Annotated in this window: 19 protein-coding genes; 9 read left to right on the top strand and 10 right to left on the bottom strand. The window is 35.5% G+C overall.

Annotation, left to right across the window (positions count from 1 at the left end; genetic code table 11):
- The first annotated feature begins 70 nt into the window (after window positions 1–70).
- Window positions 71–1213, top strand: a complete 1143-nt coding sequence (gene dnaJ, locus CYP64_RS03825) for a molecular chaperone DnaJ (protein WP_103648737.1) — start codon at window positions 71–73, stop codon at window positions 1211–1213.
- A 517-nt stretch (window positions 1214–1730) separates the two neighbouring features.
- Here dnaJ and pyk read toward each other — a convergent pair.
- On the bottom strand, window positions 1731–3182 hold the full coding sequence (pyk, locus tag CYP64_RS03820) for a pyruvate kinase (protein WP_103648736.1): 1452 nt from the start codon (window positions 3180–3182) through the stop codon (window positions 1731–1733).
- A gap of 90 nt (window positions 3183–3272) precedes the next feature.
- Between pyk and CYP64_RS03815 the strand changes: the two genes are divergently transcribed.
- Window positions 3273–4328, top strand: coding sequence for a TRAP transporter substrate-binding protein (locus tag CYP64_RS03815; protein ID WP_021091622.1), 1056 nt, complete (start codon window positions 3273–3275; stop codon window positions 4326–4328).
- Between the two features lie 117 nt (window positions 4329–4445).
- Here the strand turns inward: CYP64_RS03815 and CYP64_RS03810 are convergent, their stop codons facing one another.
- The 9 genes from CYP64_RS03810 to gatC are packed head-to-tail and all read right to left on the bottom strand — an operon-like array spanning window position 4446 to window position 11906.
- Window positions 4446–5237 (bottom strand): shikimate dehydrogenase, encoded by a 792-nt coding sequence (locus CYP64_RS03810; RefSeq protein WP_103648735.1) that lies wholly within the window; start codon window positions 5235–5237, stop codon window positions 4446–4448.
- Window positions 5234–6079, bottom strand: coding sequence for an SPOR domain-containing protein (locus CYP64_RS03805; RefSeq protein ID WP_103648734.1), 846 nt, complete (start codon window positions 6077–6079; stop codon window positions 5234–5236). Before CYP64_RS03805 ends, CYP64_RS03810 begins: the two co-directional genes overlap by 4 nt.
- A gap of 13 nt (window positions 6080–6092) precedes the next feature.
- On the bottom strand, window positions 6093–6635 hold the full coding sequence (locus tag CYP64_RS03800; RefSeq protein WP_087584142.1) for a DUF1882 domain-containing protein: 543 nt from the start codon (window positions 6633–6635) through the stop codon (window positions 6093–6095).
- On the bottom strand, window positions 6635–7879 hold the full coding sequence (locus CYP64_RS03795) for a serine hydroxymethyltransferase (RefSeq protein ID WP_084041231.1): 1245 nt from the start codon (window positions 7877–7879) through the stop codon (window positions 6635–6637). Before CYP64_RS03795 ends, CYP64_RS03800 begins: the two co-directional genes overlap by 1 nt.
- Window positions 7876–9384 (bottom strand): lysine--tRNA ligase, encoded by a 1509-nt coding sequence (lysS, locus tag CYP64_RS03790; protein WP_223154388.1) that lies wholly within the window; start codon window positions 9382–9384, stop codon window positions 7876–7878. The genes CYP64_RS03795 and lysS overlap by 4 nt, the downstream gene beginning before the upstream one ends.
- Window positions 9385–9388: 4 nt before the next feature.
- Entirely contained in the window at window positions 9389–9856 is a 468-nt protein-coding gene (locus tag CYP64_RS03785; protein WP_021091630.1) for a Fur family transcriptional regulator, read from the bottom strand.
- A gap of 1 nt (window position 9857) precedes the next feature.
- On the bottom strand, window positions 9858–10469 hold the full coding sequence (locus CYP64_RS03780) for a CvpA family protein (protein ID WP_103648732.1): 612 nt from the start codon (window positions 10467–10469) through the stop codon (window positions 9858–9860).
- On the bottom strand, window positions 10469–11608 hold the full coding sequence (locus CYP64_RS03775) for a type IV pilus twitching motility protein PilT (RefSeq protein WP_103648731.1): 1140 nt from the start codon (window positions 11606–11608) through the stop codon (window positions 10469–10471). The genes CYP64_RS03780 and CYP64_RS03775 overlap by 1 nt, the downstream gene beginning before the upstream one ends.
- A gap of 10 nt (window positions 11609–11618) precedes the next feature.
- Complete coding sequence (gene gatC / locus CYP64_RS03770; protein WP_103648730.1) at window positions 11619–11906, bottom strand: Asp-tRNA(Asn)/Glu-tRNA(Gln) amidotransferase subunit GatC; 288 nt, start codon at window positions 11904–11906, stop codon at window positions 11619–11621.
- A 127-nt stretch (window positions 11907–12033) separates the two neighbouring features.
- Here gatC and CYP64_RS03765 point away from each other — a divergent pair, with 127 nt between their 5' ends.
- From CYP64_RS03765 to CYP64_RS10255, 7 genes are all read left to right on the top strand, one after another.
- Window positions 12034–12597 (top strand): hypothetical protein, encoded by a 564-nt coding sequence (locus tag CYP64_RS03765; RefSeq protein ID WP_103648729.1) that lies wholly within the window; start codon window positions 12034–12036, stop codon window positions 12595–12597.
- The gene (locus CYP64_RS03760; RefSeq protein WP_103648728.1) at window positions 12597–13604 is read left to right on the top strand and encodes an L-seryl-tRNA selenium transferase; all 1008 of its coding nucleotides are present in this window, start codon (window positions 12597–12599) and stop codon (window positions 13602–13604) included. The genes CYP64_RS03765 and CYP64_RS03760 overlap by 1 nt, the downstream gene beginning before the upstream one ends.
- Window positions 13601–13933, top strand: coding sequence for a hypothetical protein (locus CYP64_RS03755; RefSeq protein WP_103648727.1), 333 nt, complete (start codon window positions 13601–13603; stop codon window positions 13931–13933). The genes CYP64_RS03760 and CYP64_RS03755 overlap by 4 nt, the downstream gene beginning before the upstream one ends.
- Window positions 13920–14549 carry a type III pantothenate kinase gene (locus tag CYP64_RS03750; RefSeq protein WP_084041953.1) on the top strand — a complete coding sequence of 210 codons (630 nt, stop codon included), beginning with the start codon at window positions 13920–13922 and terminating at the stop codon, window positions 14547–14549. The genes CYP64_RS03755 and CYP64_RS03750 overlap by 14 nt, the downstream gene beginning before the upstream one ends.
- Window positions 14546–15154, top strand: coding sequence for an ATP phosphoribosyltransferase (gene hisG, locus CYP64_RS03745; RefSeq protein WP_103648726.1), 609 nt, complete (start codon window positions 14546–14548; stop codon window positions 15152–15154). The genes CYP64_RS03750 and hisG overlap by 4 nt, the downstream gene beginning before the upstream one ends.
- 233 nt (window positions 15155–15387) lie before the next feature.
- Complete coding sequence (locus CYP64_RS10260) at window positions 15388–15564, top strand: hypothetical protein (protein WP_258032929.1); 177 nt, start codon at window positions 15388–15390, stop codon at window positions 15562–15564.
- 95 nt (window positions 15565–15659) lie between these two features.
- Entirely contained in the window at window positions 15660–15794 is a 135-nt protein-coding gene (locus tag CYP64_RS10255; protein ID WP_258032928.1) for a hypothetical protein, read from the top strand.
- The last annotated feature ends 63 nt before the right edge of the window (window positions 15795–15857 follow it).

Here is a 15857-nt window from a genome sequence, read left to right as displayed (position 1 = left end):
TCTTTTTTAAATTTAAACTTTTTTGGGTAAAATCCCATATTTAAAATAAGCTTAATTAACAAGGAAAAATGTGGAATTTGACTATTACGAAATCCTTGAAATTTCAAGAAATGCAAGCGGAGATGAGATCAAAAAAGCCTTTAGAAGACTTGCTTTAAAATATCATCCAGATAGAAATTCTGGCGACAAAGAGGCTGAACTAAAATTTAAACAGATAAATGAAGCTTATCAAGTTTTAAGCGACGAGCAAAAACGCTCTATCTACGACAGATATGGCAAAGAAGGCCTTGAGGGTCGATTTGGTAGCGGTGGCGGGTTTAGTGCCGATTTTGATCTTTCAGATATTTTTGACTCATTTTTTGGTGGCGGTTTTGCAAGTAGTTCTAGGCAGAGAAAAAGATACTCAGAAAAATACTCAGCCGATCTTGAAATTCCTATAGATTTGGAGTTTAACGAAGCTATTTTTGGTTGCGAAAAAGAGATAAAATTTGATCAAAAAGTGCCTTGCCCAACATGCAATGCAACCGGCAGTAAAGATGGCAAGAGCAAGACTTGCCAGCACTGTGGCGGAAGTGGCAGGATAACACGCGGAAATGGCTTTATGAATATCGTCCAAGAGTGCCCATATTGCCACGGAAGCGGTGAAGTAATAAGCGAACCATGCCCCGATTGTAACGCGAAAGCTTATAAAATCCAGCAACAAACTGTAAAGATTACCATACCTGAAGGTGTTGATAGCGGTATGAGGATGAGAGTAGCTGGTAAAGGCAATATCGGCACAAACGGCGTTCAAGGCGATCTTTATGTAAGCATAAACGTAAAAGAAGACAAGCATTTCATTCGCCATAACGACGATGTTTATCTAGAAATTCCTGTCTTTTTCACACAAGCTATACTTGGCGAAAGCATAAAAATTCCAACGCTTCGAGGAGAAACTGAGCTAAAACTACCTGTTGGAGCAAAGGATAAACAGCAATTTATCTTTGAAAATGAAGGTATTAAAAGCGTAAATTCGCGCAAAAAAGGTAGGCTCGTAGCGCAAATTTCTATTCAAACGCCTGAAAAACTAAGCGATGAACAAAAAGAGCTTTTAAATAAGCTTCAAGCTAGCTTTGGCATAGAATCAGGTAAATCAAATACCGATGAAAGTGTCTTTGATAAGATAAAAAGCTGGTTTAAAGGCGATGAGCCAAAAGGCAAAAAGAAAAAATAAATTTAGATTTGTGACGTTAAATTTTGCGTCACAAATTCTTTCAAAATAAATTTTATATATCCTAATTTTTACAAGTAAATTTCACACAAATTTTAAAATTTCATGAGCGAGTAATTTCAGCTCTAAAATTTGAGCTAAGCGGTAAGTGAAGCCAAATTTTAGCAGTCAATTCTTGCGAGTGAATGAAAGTTTTAAAATTTACAAAGTAATCTAGTTAAATTTAAATGTTTGTTTCTTTTGTTAAGGGGGAAGAGACTTTAATTACGAAGTCGCTCCCTTCCACCTTAACAATCCCCTAACCCCGACGACGTTAGAAGTGGCATGCCTCAGTACTAACGCACTGCATGCGTTATATTAAATTTCCAGCAAATTATAAAATTTATTATCGAGCATACCACGGATCTAAATTTAGTAGTCTGCTAAGGTGAGCGAGTAAGATTTTAAAATTTGCAAAATTGCTTTGTTATATTAGGTAGGTATCAGACAAATTTTAAAATTTGCAAGAGAGTATATAAATTTACTCAGTTGCAAGCTCCAAATAATAATCAAGCTGATCGCGTCTGATGATACGTATAAGATTCGTGCTACCCTCAACGCCCGTAGGGTGACCGGCTGTGACAAGATAGGTCTTGTCGTGTTCAACATATCCCTCTTCATACGCCTTTTTCATGACATTTGCTAAAAGTGAGCTAAGCTTTGTTTTTTCTAGTACAAGCGCTGGTGTAACACCCCAAGCAAGAGTAAGCATGTGTGCTGTTTGCTCATCGTGAGCTACTGCGATGATGTCGATATTTGTGCGATTTCTAGCTAATTTTATGGCCGATTTTCCTGAGCCAGTGATTGAGATTAAAGCATCTGCCTTTATGCGAACAGCAAGAGATGCGGCACTACTTGCCACCATATCAGTCTCGTCAAAAAAGTCAAACTCATCAAATTTATTATATGGATAGATACTTTGAGTCTGTATGATCGTTTTACTCATCGCCTCTACGACTGCGACTGGGTTTTTACCTATCGCACTCTCCTCGCTTAGCATAACAGCATCAGTGCCGTCTAACACAGCATTTGCTACGTCGCTGATCTCTGCTCTTGTGGCAGTCTCATGCTCTGCCATGCTTAGCATCATTTGAGTTGCTGTGATGACTGGCTTGCTTGCTGCATTTGCTTTTTTGATGATGAGCTTTTGGATAGTTGGAACCTTATAAAATGGCACTTCTATGCCAAGATCGCCACGAGCTACCATGATACCATCGCTCTTTGCAATGATATCGTCTATATTTTCAACCGCGTCAAATTTCTCGATCTTAGATAAAACAGCAGCTCTTGAGCCAAATTCTTTTAAGATATTTTTTGCCTTTATTACGTCATTTGCATCTTGCACGAAGCTAATGGCGACAAAATTTACGCCATGCTTTGCGCCAAATTCCATATCTTCTTTATCTTTTTGTGTGATGATCTCTATGCCAAGGGCTGTATTTGGGAAATTTACGCCTTTGTTTGAGTTTAAAATTCCATCATTTTCAATGATAGTTTTTACTATTTCTTTGCCTTCACTAACGACCTTTGCCCTTATAGAGCCGTCATAGAGATAGACATACTCGCCAACCTTTAGCATTGGCAAAATTTGAGGCTGATTTAGACTTACTTTATAAATTCCGTTTTCCACTTTTTCACCGATGATCTCATCAGCATGGATACTAAGTTCATCGCCGGCTTTTAGATAAAATGGCTCACTAAGCTTACCAACTCTGATCTTTGGGCCGCAGATATCTTGTAAAATTCCTATTCTTTTATTTAGCTTTTTTTCGATATTTCTTATCTTGTCAATGTTTGATTTATGGTATTCGTGTGTCCCATGGCTAAAATTTAAACGAAAGACATTAACACCTGCTTTTACCATCGCCTCCATAGTCTCTTCATTATCACTCGCTGGCCCTAAAGTAGCTACGATTTTCGTCTTTTTTATCATTTTATGCCCCATAAATTTGATTTTTGCGATTATAACACATTTTAATAATGTAATTTTTTGTATAATAGGCAAAATTTCAAAGGAGAAGATATGAATAAATTTTTATTAGCGTCTCTTGGTTTAGCAGCTGTTGCTTGCGTTGCTATGGGAGATGATAAAGTTTATAAGCTAAAGCTTGCTAGCTCATGGGAGAGTACTATGCCAGTGCTTGGTGATGTACCAAAAGAGCTAAAAGATAAAGTTGAAAAGATGAGTAATGGCAGACTTGAGCTAAGGATTGATTATCCATCAAAGCATAAATCACCTTTTGCAATGCTTGATTTTGCTAAAAGCGGTCAATACGACATTACCTACACAAGTAGCTATTATTATAAAGGCAAAGATGCTAAAACTATATTTTTTACAGCAACTCCATTTATGATGAATACTGATGAGCAAACAGCTTGGTATGAATTTGGCGGTGGCAAGGAGCTTGAGGCAAAAGTTTATGATCCATATAACATCAAAATTTTTAGAGCTGGAAATACTGGCATGCAAATGGGTGGCTGGTTTAAAAAAGAGATCAAATCATTAGATGATATCAAAGGCTTAAAGATAAGAATTCCGGGCTTTGGTGGTGAAATTTACGCTAAACTTGGCGCTAACATCAATACTATCCCAACTGGTGAGCTTTACATGGCTCTTGAGATGGGAACGATCGACTCAGTCGAATGGGTAAGCCCGGCTTATGATATGGCACTTGGCTTTCACAAAGTGGCAAAATACTACTACACAGGCTGGCAAGAGCCAAACGGTGAAACTCAGTTTTTCTTTAATAAAAAATCATATGAGAAGCTTCCAGATGATCTAAAAGCGATCTTTGAAGCAGCTGCAGCTGAAGTAGCAAGAGATGCAAATACAAAAGTATTTTATTCAAACGTCGAGTACTGGGATAAAATGAAGAGCGAGTATCCAGACATCCAAGTAAAATCTTTCCCACCAGAAGTAATCGCAGCTCTTAAAAAAGCTACAAATGAACTTCTTGATGAAGAGAGTGCAAAAGATCCACTATTTAAAGAGATCGTCGAGTCGCAAAGAGCTTTCCTTAAAAAAGCAAGAGAATGGACTAAAATTTCAGACTACGCTTATATCAAAACAAACGAATAGTAAAATTTAGCAGGGATCTTCCCTGCTTTTATATTTACTCCAGTTACTTTCAATAAAATTTTTAATCAAAACGTTTTTATACAAGCCATAAATTTTTACAAAAACAAATACTGGTGGCTATTGTAGATAGAAAATTTCTCTCATTGAGCGCTCTATCTTTGACTCATCAAGTGTATTGTTAAAAAATAAATTTAGCGCTAGAACTGCTTGATATAAAAGCATATCGGCACCATCTTTTACACCAAGGCTGCTTTGCTTGGCCATTTCTAAAAATGGTGTTTGCTTACCATAAATCACATCAAATGCGAATTTAGCATCTTTAAAAATGCTTTTTAAAATTTCTTTAGGTGCTGGTAAAAAATCATCCTTTAGGCCAGCAGAGGTCGAGTTAATAACTAGATCAAATTTTTGCTCTTCGTAGTTATCCCAGCTAAAGCATTTGTACTCATCTTTAAATTTCTCAAGCCTATCTTTGCTTCTATTTAGTATGCAAACATCAACGCCTTGTTCCTTTAATGCATAAGTTATGGCATTTGCAGTACCGCCAGCTCCAAGAACAATAGCTTTTTTTACATCTTTAAATTTTTTTATTGCTTTTAAAAATCCAGGTGCATCTGTATTGTATGCATAAATTTTGTCATTTTTAAGCACAAGCGTATTTGCAGAGCCTATTTTACGAGCTATATCTGAAGCTTCATCGGCTAAATTTAAAGCCCACTCTTTATGTGGAAGAGTTACGTTTGCTCCGTTTAATTTTAAGGATTTAAATTTATTGATTAATTCACTGCCATTTTTTAGCAAGACTCTTGTGTAAAGTGCTTTTAAGCCCAGGTCTGCAATGGCTTTATTGTGCAGCCTCGGAGATACCGAGTGAGCTATTGGATCTCCAAAGACTGCGAATGTTTTCATTTTGCTCTAAAGATAAAAGCGTCTTTATTGATATCTTTTCTAATATCGCCTACTACTTTTTGAAGCGTTTTTTCATCAAATGGACCAACTAAAATTTTAGTCAGTTCACCAACTTTTATAGTCTTGTAGCTATATCCCTTAGCAGCGATCTTCTTCATATATTCAGCATTTGGATTAAATTTACTAGTCACAAATACTTGAACATAAGAGCCTTTTATGGCAGGTTCAGTTTTAGCTACTTCAGCTTTTTTATCCGCTTTTTCTATTTTGGTTTCAACCTTTTTTTCAATCTTTTTATCTACTTTATTTTCAGTTTTGGCTGGTTTTGCCTCACTCTTTTTATCAGTAGCTACTACTTTTTCGACTTTTTTAACTGGAGTATCTACCTTTGTCTCAGCTTTTTTTGCTGGTATTTCAGCAGGCTTTTCGATAGGCTTAACTATCTCTTTTGGCTCTTCAGTTTTAGAAACAGGCTTATTATTTTCTTTATCCTTTAGCTTTTTGATCATATCTTCAAATTCGTCTTGTTGCTTATTTTCAGGCACGATCGGTACTTGCTCAAAAAGCTGTGTATCGCCTTTTTTATTGTCTGAATTTGTATCAGCTATCGGAGCTTGTCTATCTACTGGCTGCTCAGCTGGTACTGGAGGAAGCACTAGTCTTGAATCAGCTTCATTTTGCGCTTGTGAAGGATCGCTTGAATTTACTAGCTTCATAGCCACTACAATAATCAAAAAAAGTATAATAAGAGCTGCTATAAATATAAGAAGTTTTTTTAGCTTCAATCCTCTTGCGTCATCGTCTCTTTCTAAAAGAATATCTTTTAACTCATCGTTTTCCACTTTTTATCCTTAATTACATATATTTTGACCAACTTGCCCCACGCTCCTTTTGATAGAGTTTATAAGGTAAAGTTAGTATGTTAAATTCTTTTGGCATATCGATATTTGGAAACATCCTCCACTCTTTAGGTAGCTTCTGTGAAAGCTTTGCGTTGAGCACGTTTGCCAGCTGACAAGCCTCATTTAGTGTAGTGTGGCCTTTATGCACATAAAGATGCAGATGTCCTGGCGTCTTACTCTCGTAGGCTGTAAAATTTATAAATCCCTCTTCTCTTAAAAGAAGCTGTGCTTTATGCCAAAATCTATCTGGGGTTCTGCCGTTATAGTCAAAGACTATATTTTCAACCTTATCATTCGCATTTATTAAAGAGTGTGCGATAACAGCCTTGCCCTCTTCATGCTCTTTCATAATATTATAGGTCAGTGGCTCATTTATCTTTTCAAATTTATCAAAGAAAATTTTGCCTCTATATTCTATTTTATTAACGATCGTATCACGCTTGATATAGTAGTGAGTTGTAATAATCTTTATAAGTGCCGTATCAATACTTTGCATCAAAATGTCGCTTTATCATAGATTATAAATTTATGAGCAAGTTCGACTAGCTCAGCTTTTGTCTTCTCTTGTAAAGATGTGTTGTTTATGTCGCTTAGCACGTCAGCTATTTTGTTTGCTATTAGCTCAAACTCAGCCTCTTTCATGCCACGAGCCGTAAGTGCAGGACTACCAACACGTATACCACTTGTGATAAATGGGCTTCTTGTCTCGCCTGGAACCGTATTTTTATTTACTGTTATTCCAGCATTTCCAAGAGCGATATCTGCGTCCTTACCGCTAAAATCTCTATTTAAAAAGCTCATTAAAATTAGATGGTTATCAGTGCCACCACTTACTAGATCAAAGCCTCTTTTTATTAGCACTTCGCCTAATTTTTTAGCGTTTGCTTTTACTTGTTTAGCATAAATTTTCCACTCAGGGCTAAGGTTATGCTTAAAGCCAACTGCTTTTGCTGCGATAACATGAACAAGTGGTCCGCCCTGGATGCCTGGAAAAATAGAGGCATTTATCTTCTTAGCATACTCTTCATTATTTGTCATAATGATACCGCCTCTTGGGCCTCTTAATGTTTTATGCGTAGTTGAGCTTACGACATCACAGTATGGGAAAGGACTTTGATGCTCGCCAGCAACAACAAGACCAGCAATGTGAGCAACATCTGCAAAGAGTATCGCCCCAACAGCATCGGCTATCTCACGAAATTTTTTAAACTCAATCTCTCTTGTGTATGCGCTTGCGCCACAAACGATCATTTTTGGTTTTACTATCTTTGCGATATCCATGACTCTATCGTAGTTTATGCGGCCATCGAGCTCGACGCCGTAGAAAAAGCTCTCATACATCTTACCGGAGCTGCTGACCTTTGCGCCGTGCGTTAAGTGTCCACCATGGCTTAGATCCATTCCTAAAATTTTATCGCCTGGATTAAGTAAAGCGCCGTAAACACCTTGATTCGCCTGAGAGCCAGAGTTTGGTTGAACGTTTGCAAATTCACACCCAAAAAGCTCTTTACATCTATCGATTGCTATTTGCTCGATCTCATCGACAAATTCGCAGCCACCATAATATCTCTTGCCAGGATAGCCTTCAGCGTATTTGTTTGTTAGGATTGAGCCCATTACTTCCATAACTTCTGGATATGTAAAATTTTCACTAGCGATCATCTCAAGGTGATCACATTGGCGTTTTAACTCTAAATTTACTAGATCGTAAATGTCCTTATCATAGCTTTGCAAACTCATTTTTCATTCTCCTTTATCTCATTTTTAAGTGGTCTCATCGCTGGGAAGAGCACAACATCACGTATTGATTTTTTATCCGTTAAAAGCATAACAAGCCTATCGATGCCTATACCCTCACCTGCAACTGGTGGCATGCCGTATCCTAGAGCCTTTACATAGTCCTCGTCCATCTCGTGTGCCTCGTCATCGCCTGCGTTTTTAGCATCGATTTGCGCTTTAAAGCGGTTGTATTGATCGATTGGATCATTTAGCTCATTAAAGCCATTTGCTAGCTCACGACCAGCGATAAATAGCTCAAATCTCTCAGCCACATCAGGGTTTGCGTCACTTCTTCTTGAAAGTGGGCTGATCGAAATCGGATAATCAATAACAAATGTCGGGTGTATAAGCTTACTCTCTACGTAGTTATCAAATAACTCAGCCTGCAAGTGACCAAGATCAAGCTTCTCATTTGCTTCAAGTCCATCAGCTCTTAGTTTTGCTAAAATTTTATCTTTGTCGTTTATGATATTCTCATCTAGTCCACCGATCTCAACGAGAGCTTTTTTGTAGCTTATTCGCTTAAATGGCTTACTAAAATCAATCTCCATGCCGTCAAAATTTACAACTTTTTCCATATCCAGCTTGTCCAAAATGACATTAAAAAGATCCTCTGTAATGCCCATCAAATCGTGGTAGTTGTGGTATGCCCAGTAAAACTCTATACTTGTAAACTCAGGGTTGTGAGTAAGGTCCATTCCTTCGTTTCTAAAATTTCTATTCATCTCATAAACAGCTTCAAAGCCACCTACTATAAGGCGTTTGAGATATAATTCAGGTGCGATCCTTAGATATCTCTCGACTCCAAGAGCATTATGAAAAGTGATAAATGGCTTTGCGTTTGCACCGCCTGCTATTGGATGTAGCATCGGTGTTTCAACTTCTAAAAAGCCTTTTTCTTCAAAAAATCTTCTAATCGTACTAATAATCACTGAGCGTCTTTTAAAATCTGCTCTAACTTCAGGGTTCATTATCATATCAAGATATCTTTGGCGATATCTTGTCTCAACATCAACCAGACCGTGATACTTCTCAGGAAGTGGGCTTATCGACTTTGAAGCAAGGCTAAGCTCGCTTACATGCATAGAAAATTCGCCAGTTTTTGTTATAAATGCATAACCTCTAACATAGACGATATCGCCTATCTCTACGTATTTTTTAACGATTTTAAACCACTCTGGATCAAGCGTTTTATTACTAAAGTAAATTTGTAAATTTCCATCTTCATCTTCGATATTTGCAAAAACCGCTTTTCCAGCATCACGAATGAGTTTTATTCTACCCGCAAGACCTACTAGCTGACCTTCGGCCTTTTTCTCTTCTGTATCATTAATATAGTTAAATTTTAGTCTAAATTTAGAGATATTCATATCTCTTCTAAGAAAATGTGGATATGGATTAATGCCTAAATTTCTTAGCTCATCTATGCTTTGTAGTCGTTGAATCTCATGTTGGTTGTCAAATATCACCTTACTTTCCCTTTATATTATTTTTTGAGCATTTTTCACAAATTCCATAAAGCTGCATCATATGACCAGTTAGTTTAAAACCATGATCTTTTGCGATACTGATTTGTCTTTTTTCTATCATTGGATCTTCAAATTCTATGATAAGGCCGCACTTTCTGCATATCATATGGTCGTGATGTGGCTTTGTGGCAAGCTCAAATTTTTTGCCTTGTGAACCAAAGCTGATTGATGTCACCATTTCTGATTCTTCAAGTAGATTTAGTGTTCTATAAACAGTTGCGATACCAATATTTAGCTCAGGGTGCGTTTCTTTTATAAAAAGATAAAGTCTTTCTGGAGTAAAGTGTTCGCCATTGTTGTATAGCGTTTTTAGTAAAATTTCACGCTGTTTCGTATATTTCAAACCATTGTCACGAAGCACTCTTTTGAATTTCTCAAGTAACGCATCATATTCTAAATTTTCTATCATTTTATTCCCCTTTTGTGATATTAGAGTCGGTATTTACACTAGCATTTGCATCCATTGAAATAAATGCGTCAGTTTTATTTGTATCCATTGGTCTTGCCACTATCTCATCTAACTCACTTTTGATATTTTTTACATCAAGATTTGTTATCCATTTGCCAGTTTCTATCAAAACCGGATAAACTTTACTATTCGCAAAATAAGGAGCAATTATATTATTTAGCGAAGTACCAGATATTACAGCAACTACTGCCGAAAATGTTAAGAAAATTTTTCCACTTCCCATAACAAATCCACCAAGTCTATCCAAAAAACCAAGCCCACTTACTGAAACTATTTTTGATAAAAATTTACCAACTAGCAAGCAAACTAGCCAAAAAACTAGCCAAAGAGAGATAAATGCAACAAACTGTAAAAATGAAGGATTTTCAAATTTATATATATTTTTAGTTATAAACTCACCAGATATATCTGAAAACCTACTAGCTATAATTAAGCCTCCGATAAGTCCGATAAGTCCGAAAGCTTCTTTGATAAGTCCATTTAATATGCCTTTTATGCCAAGCATCAAGACAAGAGCAATAATAATAATATCAAACCACGTTACTAAATCCATTATATAGTTCCTATTAAATTTTGAAGTTCTTGCTGACTAGTTGAATAAGCTAGCGCATTTTCTTTTGTAATCTTACCCTCTTTTAGTACTTTCATCAAAGCCTGAGTTTGCGTACTCATGCCAGTTTGTTGTTGATTTAGTTGAATCTGAGAGTAAATTTGATGTATTTTATTTTCACGTATCAAGTTTGAGATAGCCATATTGTTTATTAAAATTTCATACACAGCACACCTTCCACCGCCTATCTTTGGGATCAGACTTTGTGAAACGACAGCAGTTAGCGAAACACTAAGCATATTTCTTACTTGTAATTGCTCACTTCCATCGAAACTATCAACGATCCTATTTATAGTTTGAATGGCTGAATTTGTGTGAAGCGTACCAAAGACTAAGTGTCCAGTCTCAGCCGCCGTAATAGCCGTTGAAATCGTTTCTCTATCTCTCATCTCACCCACAAGTATAATATCTGGATCTTCACGAACCGCAGATTTTAGAGCCCTGGAGTAAGAAGTTGCGTCAGTGCCGATATTTCTATGAGAAAATAGAGCTTTTTTATTGTTATGCACAAACTCGACTGGATCTTCGATTGTAATAATATGCTTTCTATAATTTAAATTTATCTCATTAAGCATAGCTGCAAGAGTTGTTGATTTACCACTTCCTGTTGGTCCGGTAACCAAAATAAGACCTTTTTCACGCTTAATAATGTGTTTAAAAATTTGTGGAGCATTTAACTCATCAAGAGATGGGATATTGATTGGGATTATACGAAAAGCGGCAGCTAAATCGCCATTCATGGTATAGTAATAGTTGCCACGAAAGCGGCCAATATCTGGAAGCTCGATCGCAAAGTCAAGTTCTTTATTGTTCTCAAGCTCACTTTTTTGTTCATCAGTAATCAAAGCAAAACATAAATTCTCTATATCCTTGCCACTTAATATGCCAAAATCAATGGGTTTTAAAGCACCATCTACTCTTATTTGAGGCTCAGATCTTGAAACAAGGTGAAGATCGCTTGCCTTATCACTCACAACAGTTTTTAAAAGTGTTTTTATATCGCCAGCAAGATTATTAAGGTTATTATCTTCTGGTATTTTTACACTTAAATTCTTTGCCTGAAGCTGTTCGATTAGATCCATATTTTTACCATTATTCTATTATTTTTGGTACAGCAAAAAAATGCCCTTCACGTGAAGGAGCGTATTTCAAGATCGTATCAATCACATCGCTTGGTCTTGGCCCATCTTCTCTTAAAGGTGTGCCACCTTTTATAGAACTAACTACAGCTTCATCGCTACTTAGATCAAGTTCATTTAAAATATCAACAAAAGATACAATCTCGCTTAGTTGTTTTTTTACTTCTTCTCTTTTTTCATCACTGATTTGTAAGGCAGAGAGTTTTTCTAATTTATTTAAAAGTGTATCGTCTATTTGCATTATATAAGTAACCTTATTAATTAATTTTGAGCCATTATATCACATTCAAGCTTTAATTTTGGGATAGTTTTAATTTAATTATGTTAAAATCTGCGAATTAAAATTTTTAAAAAATAAAGGAAAAGCGTTGGCTATAAAAGAAGATCTAACACAGATAAAACAAGAGATTGGTGCTCAAGAACAGTTTTTAGAAAGCATGATCAAAGGTGAGCGTTTCTTTAGAAAGTATAAAAAAATTATGATAATTGCCATTATTGTTGCTGTCATTGCAATTATTGGATTTTATTCGAACAAAATAATAAATGATAACAGAATTGAAGATGCAAATTTGGCTTACTCAAAGCTCATTTTAAATCCAAGCGATGCAAATGCCTTAAGCATTTTAAAAGAAAAAGAACCAAATTTATATGCACTTTTTTCACTTCAGCAAAAGCTTGATAAAAATGAGACAAATGGCATTAGCGAGCTTGCAAATTTAAAAGTAAATCCTATAGTAAAAGATATCATTCTTTCACAAAATGGTAATGCAAACACTCAGATTTTAAGCGAATATAGCACACTTTTAAAAGGTTTTGAGCTTTTAAAACAAAACAAAATCAAAGAAGCAAATGATGAGTTTAATAAAATTTCACTCGACTCTCAACTTCAAACTTTAGTTAAAAATTTAAAACACTATCAGGGAATAAAATAATGAAAAAAATTACTCTTTTCTTGGCTTTTGCCTTGGCTTTAGTTTTAAGCGGATGTGGTACAAAAAGACAATATTTCGAGCCAGCTCAAACCTCTGGCAAAATTTCTTTGTCAAAAGATATGCCATCTTATATCAAATCAGCAAATGCAAATGGTGCCACTCTTGATAACGGCAATATTATCACCAAAAACGGCCTAAATACAAACATTAAGTTGCCTGAAAATTTTAATTTCTTAAATGAAAACAACGGCTTTACCATCTCAGCTAGTATAAATGGCGATCTAAATGTGACAGATCCTAACGGACGCAGCGTTTATAGCAATAAATTTCCAACAGCAATCGTTGCTGCCTCTCTTGATCAAAACCTATTAGCAGCTATCAGTGCGTCAAACCACATCTATCTAATAGACATAAATACCGCAACAACAATAATGGAATATAGCTCGTCTAATATAGCAGCAGTTGATTCAAGGATTGTAGCACCATTTTTTATGAGCTCACTGATTGTATATCCGGCATTAGATGGCAAAATTTATATAGTACAAAAAGAGACTGGTAGAATTTTACGTGACGTGGTCGTAAGCTCTGAAAATTTCTTTAATAACATCATATTCTTAGGCGTTGAGGGCGATAATCTAATTGCAGCAACAGCGAAAAAACTTATCGTCATAAATCCAAACCAAACAGTTTATTATGACGGTGAGATCAAAGATGTACTAGTTAATAACGATGAAATTTATATCTTTAAAAAAGATGGTACGATCGTAAGAACAAATCTTATGCTAAAAGAGCAAAATAAAGTTAATTTCAAATTTGCCATCTTCTCAGCAGCTACTATTATCAACAATAAGCTTTACGTAATCGAAAAAACAGGCTACGTTATAAAGACAAATTTAGACTTCAGTGGAGCTGAAATTTATGAGTTTAGCGATGAGATAAAAGATAAAAGTTTTATGGGCAATGGTGCCTTTTATTATGATAATGAGCTTGTTAATTTAGGGCAATGAACCAAAAAATTTGGGAGCTTTTTGAAGCCAAAAAAATTCTCTTAAAAGATATCAAAGAGCTTAATACAAGTGAATTTAGCACAAAAAAGACGCTTGATATCTTTTGGGGAGTGGACAATAAGAGCTTTTACAATCTTGTCTTTTTAAGAACAGCAAAAAGTAGATTACTACGCAAAGAGGCTTTAGAGCTTGAAGAAATTTCTAAAAAAATAGAGATGAAATTCCAAACAAGCCTAAGAAAAAAAACTATATTTTATAACTCAGAAATTTGTTCTAAAGCCTTAAAAGAACTACAAGATAATAATTGGCGATGTTATGATTTTGTGTAATATAGGCAATACTAACGCTACATTTTTAGAAGATGGCAAAATCTCACGTATGAAAATTTCTGAGTTTAAAAGCTATAAGCCAGAAAAAAAAGTATATTTTATATCCGTAAATGATGAAATTTTAAATATTTTAAAAGATAATAAGATGTTTGTGGATCTAGAACCATTTTTTACTATTGATACGATATATCAGGGTCTAGGAGTAGATAGAATCGCAGCATGTTACTCTATAAATAATGGCGTAATCGTTGATGCTGGAAGCGCCATAACAGTTGACATTATGGCAAATTCTATCCATCTTGGAGGATATATCTTGCCAGGCATTTCAAGTATGCTAAACGCCTACAAAAGTATCTCGCCACGACTTGATATTACTATAAATTCACAAATTGACATAGATGCACTACCACAAAAAACAGCTGATGCCGTGAGTTATGGCATTATTAAACCGATAATAACTCTACTAGATAAGCTAGCCGGTGATAAAAAAGTCTATTTTACTGGTGGAGATGGCGATTTTTTGTCAAAATTTTTTAAAAATGCTATTTGCGACAAGATGCTAGTTTTTCGTGCCATGCAAAAGCTAATAACTGAAAAGAAAGATATGATAATATGATAACAGTAGCACTACCAAAGGGAAGAATAGCCGAGGCAACACTAGAAATTTTTAGAAAAATTTTTGGTTCAAGTTTTTTATTTGAAGATAGAAAATTAATCCTTGATGAAGGAAATTTTAGATTTTTAATGGTTCGTAACCAAGATATCCCAACTTATGTCACCGAAGGTGCAGCTGATATTGGTGTAGTGGGGCTTGACGTGCTTGAAGAGCACAAGCCAAATGTTGTAAGACTACTAGATTTAAAAATCGGACAATGCAAAGTTTGTATTGGCATAAAAAATGACTCTGAACTAGATCTAAACCAGCCGGAGCTAAAAATAGCTACAAAAATGCCAAATATAACAAGAAATTATTTTACAAAACAAGCTGTAGCTGTAAAGATCATCAAGCTTTATGGCTCGATCGAACTTGCACCATTAGTTGGCTTAAGTGATGCGATAGTTGATGTAGTCGAGACTGGCTCAACCATGAAGCAAAATGGACTAAAGATCGCTGGTGATATCATGCAAAGCTCAGCTTATCTAATAGCAAATAAAAATAGCTTTATCATTAAAAAAGATGAGATTTTAGAGCTTTATAAAAAAATTAAAGAAGAGATTTAAGGTCCTTCTCTATTATCATAAAGTACAAAATTTCTCTAATGATATAAAGTCTGACTATTCGCTTATAAATTCTTTTAGAATAACGCGTTGGTAGTTATTTGCATACTTTTATATTAATTTATCTTAATAGATTGGTGCTTATCCAAAGAGTGATCTAAATATTACAAAGATAGTAGTTTCTGACGAGCTAAGAGCCAAACATAAGCTAAAGCCTCATCACGAGTATCTAAGCTTTGATTGTATTGATTGCCATCAAAAACCAAGGCGATAATCCTAGCAAATTTAAAGAGATCGGTGACAATGGCTGCACTAGCTACCATACAAATATGATAGGTAGCAATAAAATATCAGCACAAGCTCAAAAGATGTATACTCACTATAAAAAATTCTTGGCAGTGGTAAAGAGCTAAAATGTGTAAGTTGCCGCTATGAAGCAGGACATAGCGCTGGCTTTAGAAATTACCCTGAATACTGGAAGCCAACATATAAAATTTATGAGAAGAAGATGCTAGAGCAAAAGATCGATGCTAAGAAAAAATTCTTCAAAGATGAGTATAAACCTACAAAAGAGGAAGAGGAATTTTTAAAACAAAAAGTCAATAAAGACGCTCAAAAACCAGCTGGCGATATGGCTGGATAAGTCTAAACTTCTTAATTAATCAGGTAGGCACTTCAAGCTTGCCTGATTTTACTTCTTAGGAAA

The sequence above is a fragment of the Campylobacter concisus genome, assembly GCF_002913945.1.
GTDB classification, from domain to species: Bacteria; Campylobacterota; Campylobacteria; order Campylobacterales; family Campylobacteraceae; genus Campylobacter_A; species Campylobacter_A concisus_P.
The sequence above is the reverse complement of the archived record's forward strand: the minus strand, read 5'-3'. Positions and strand labels throughout refer to the sequence as shown.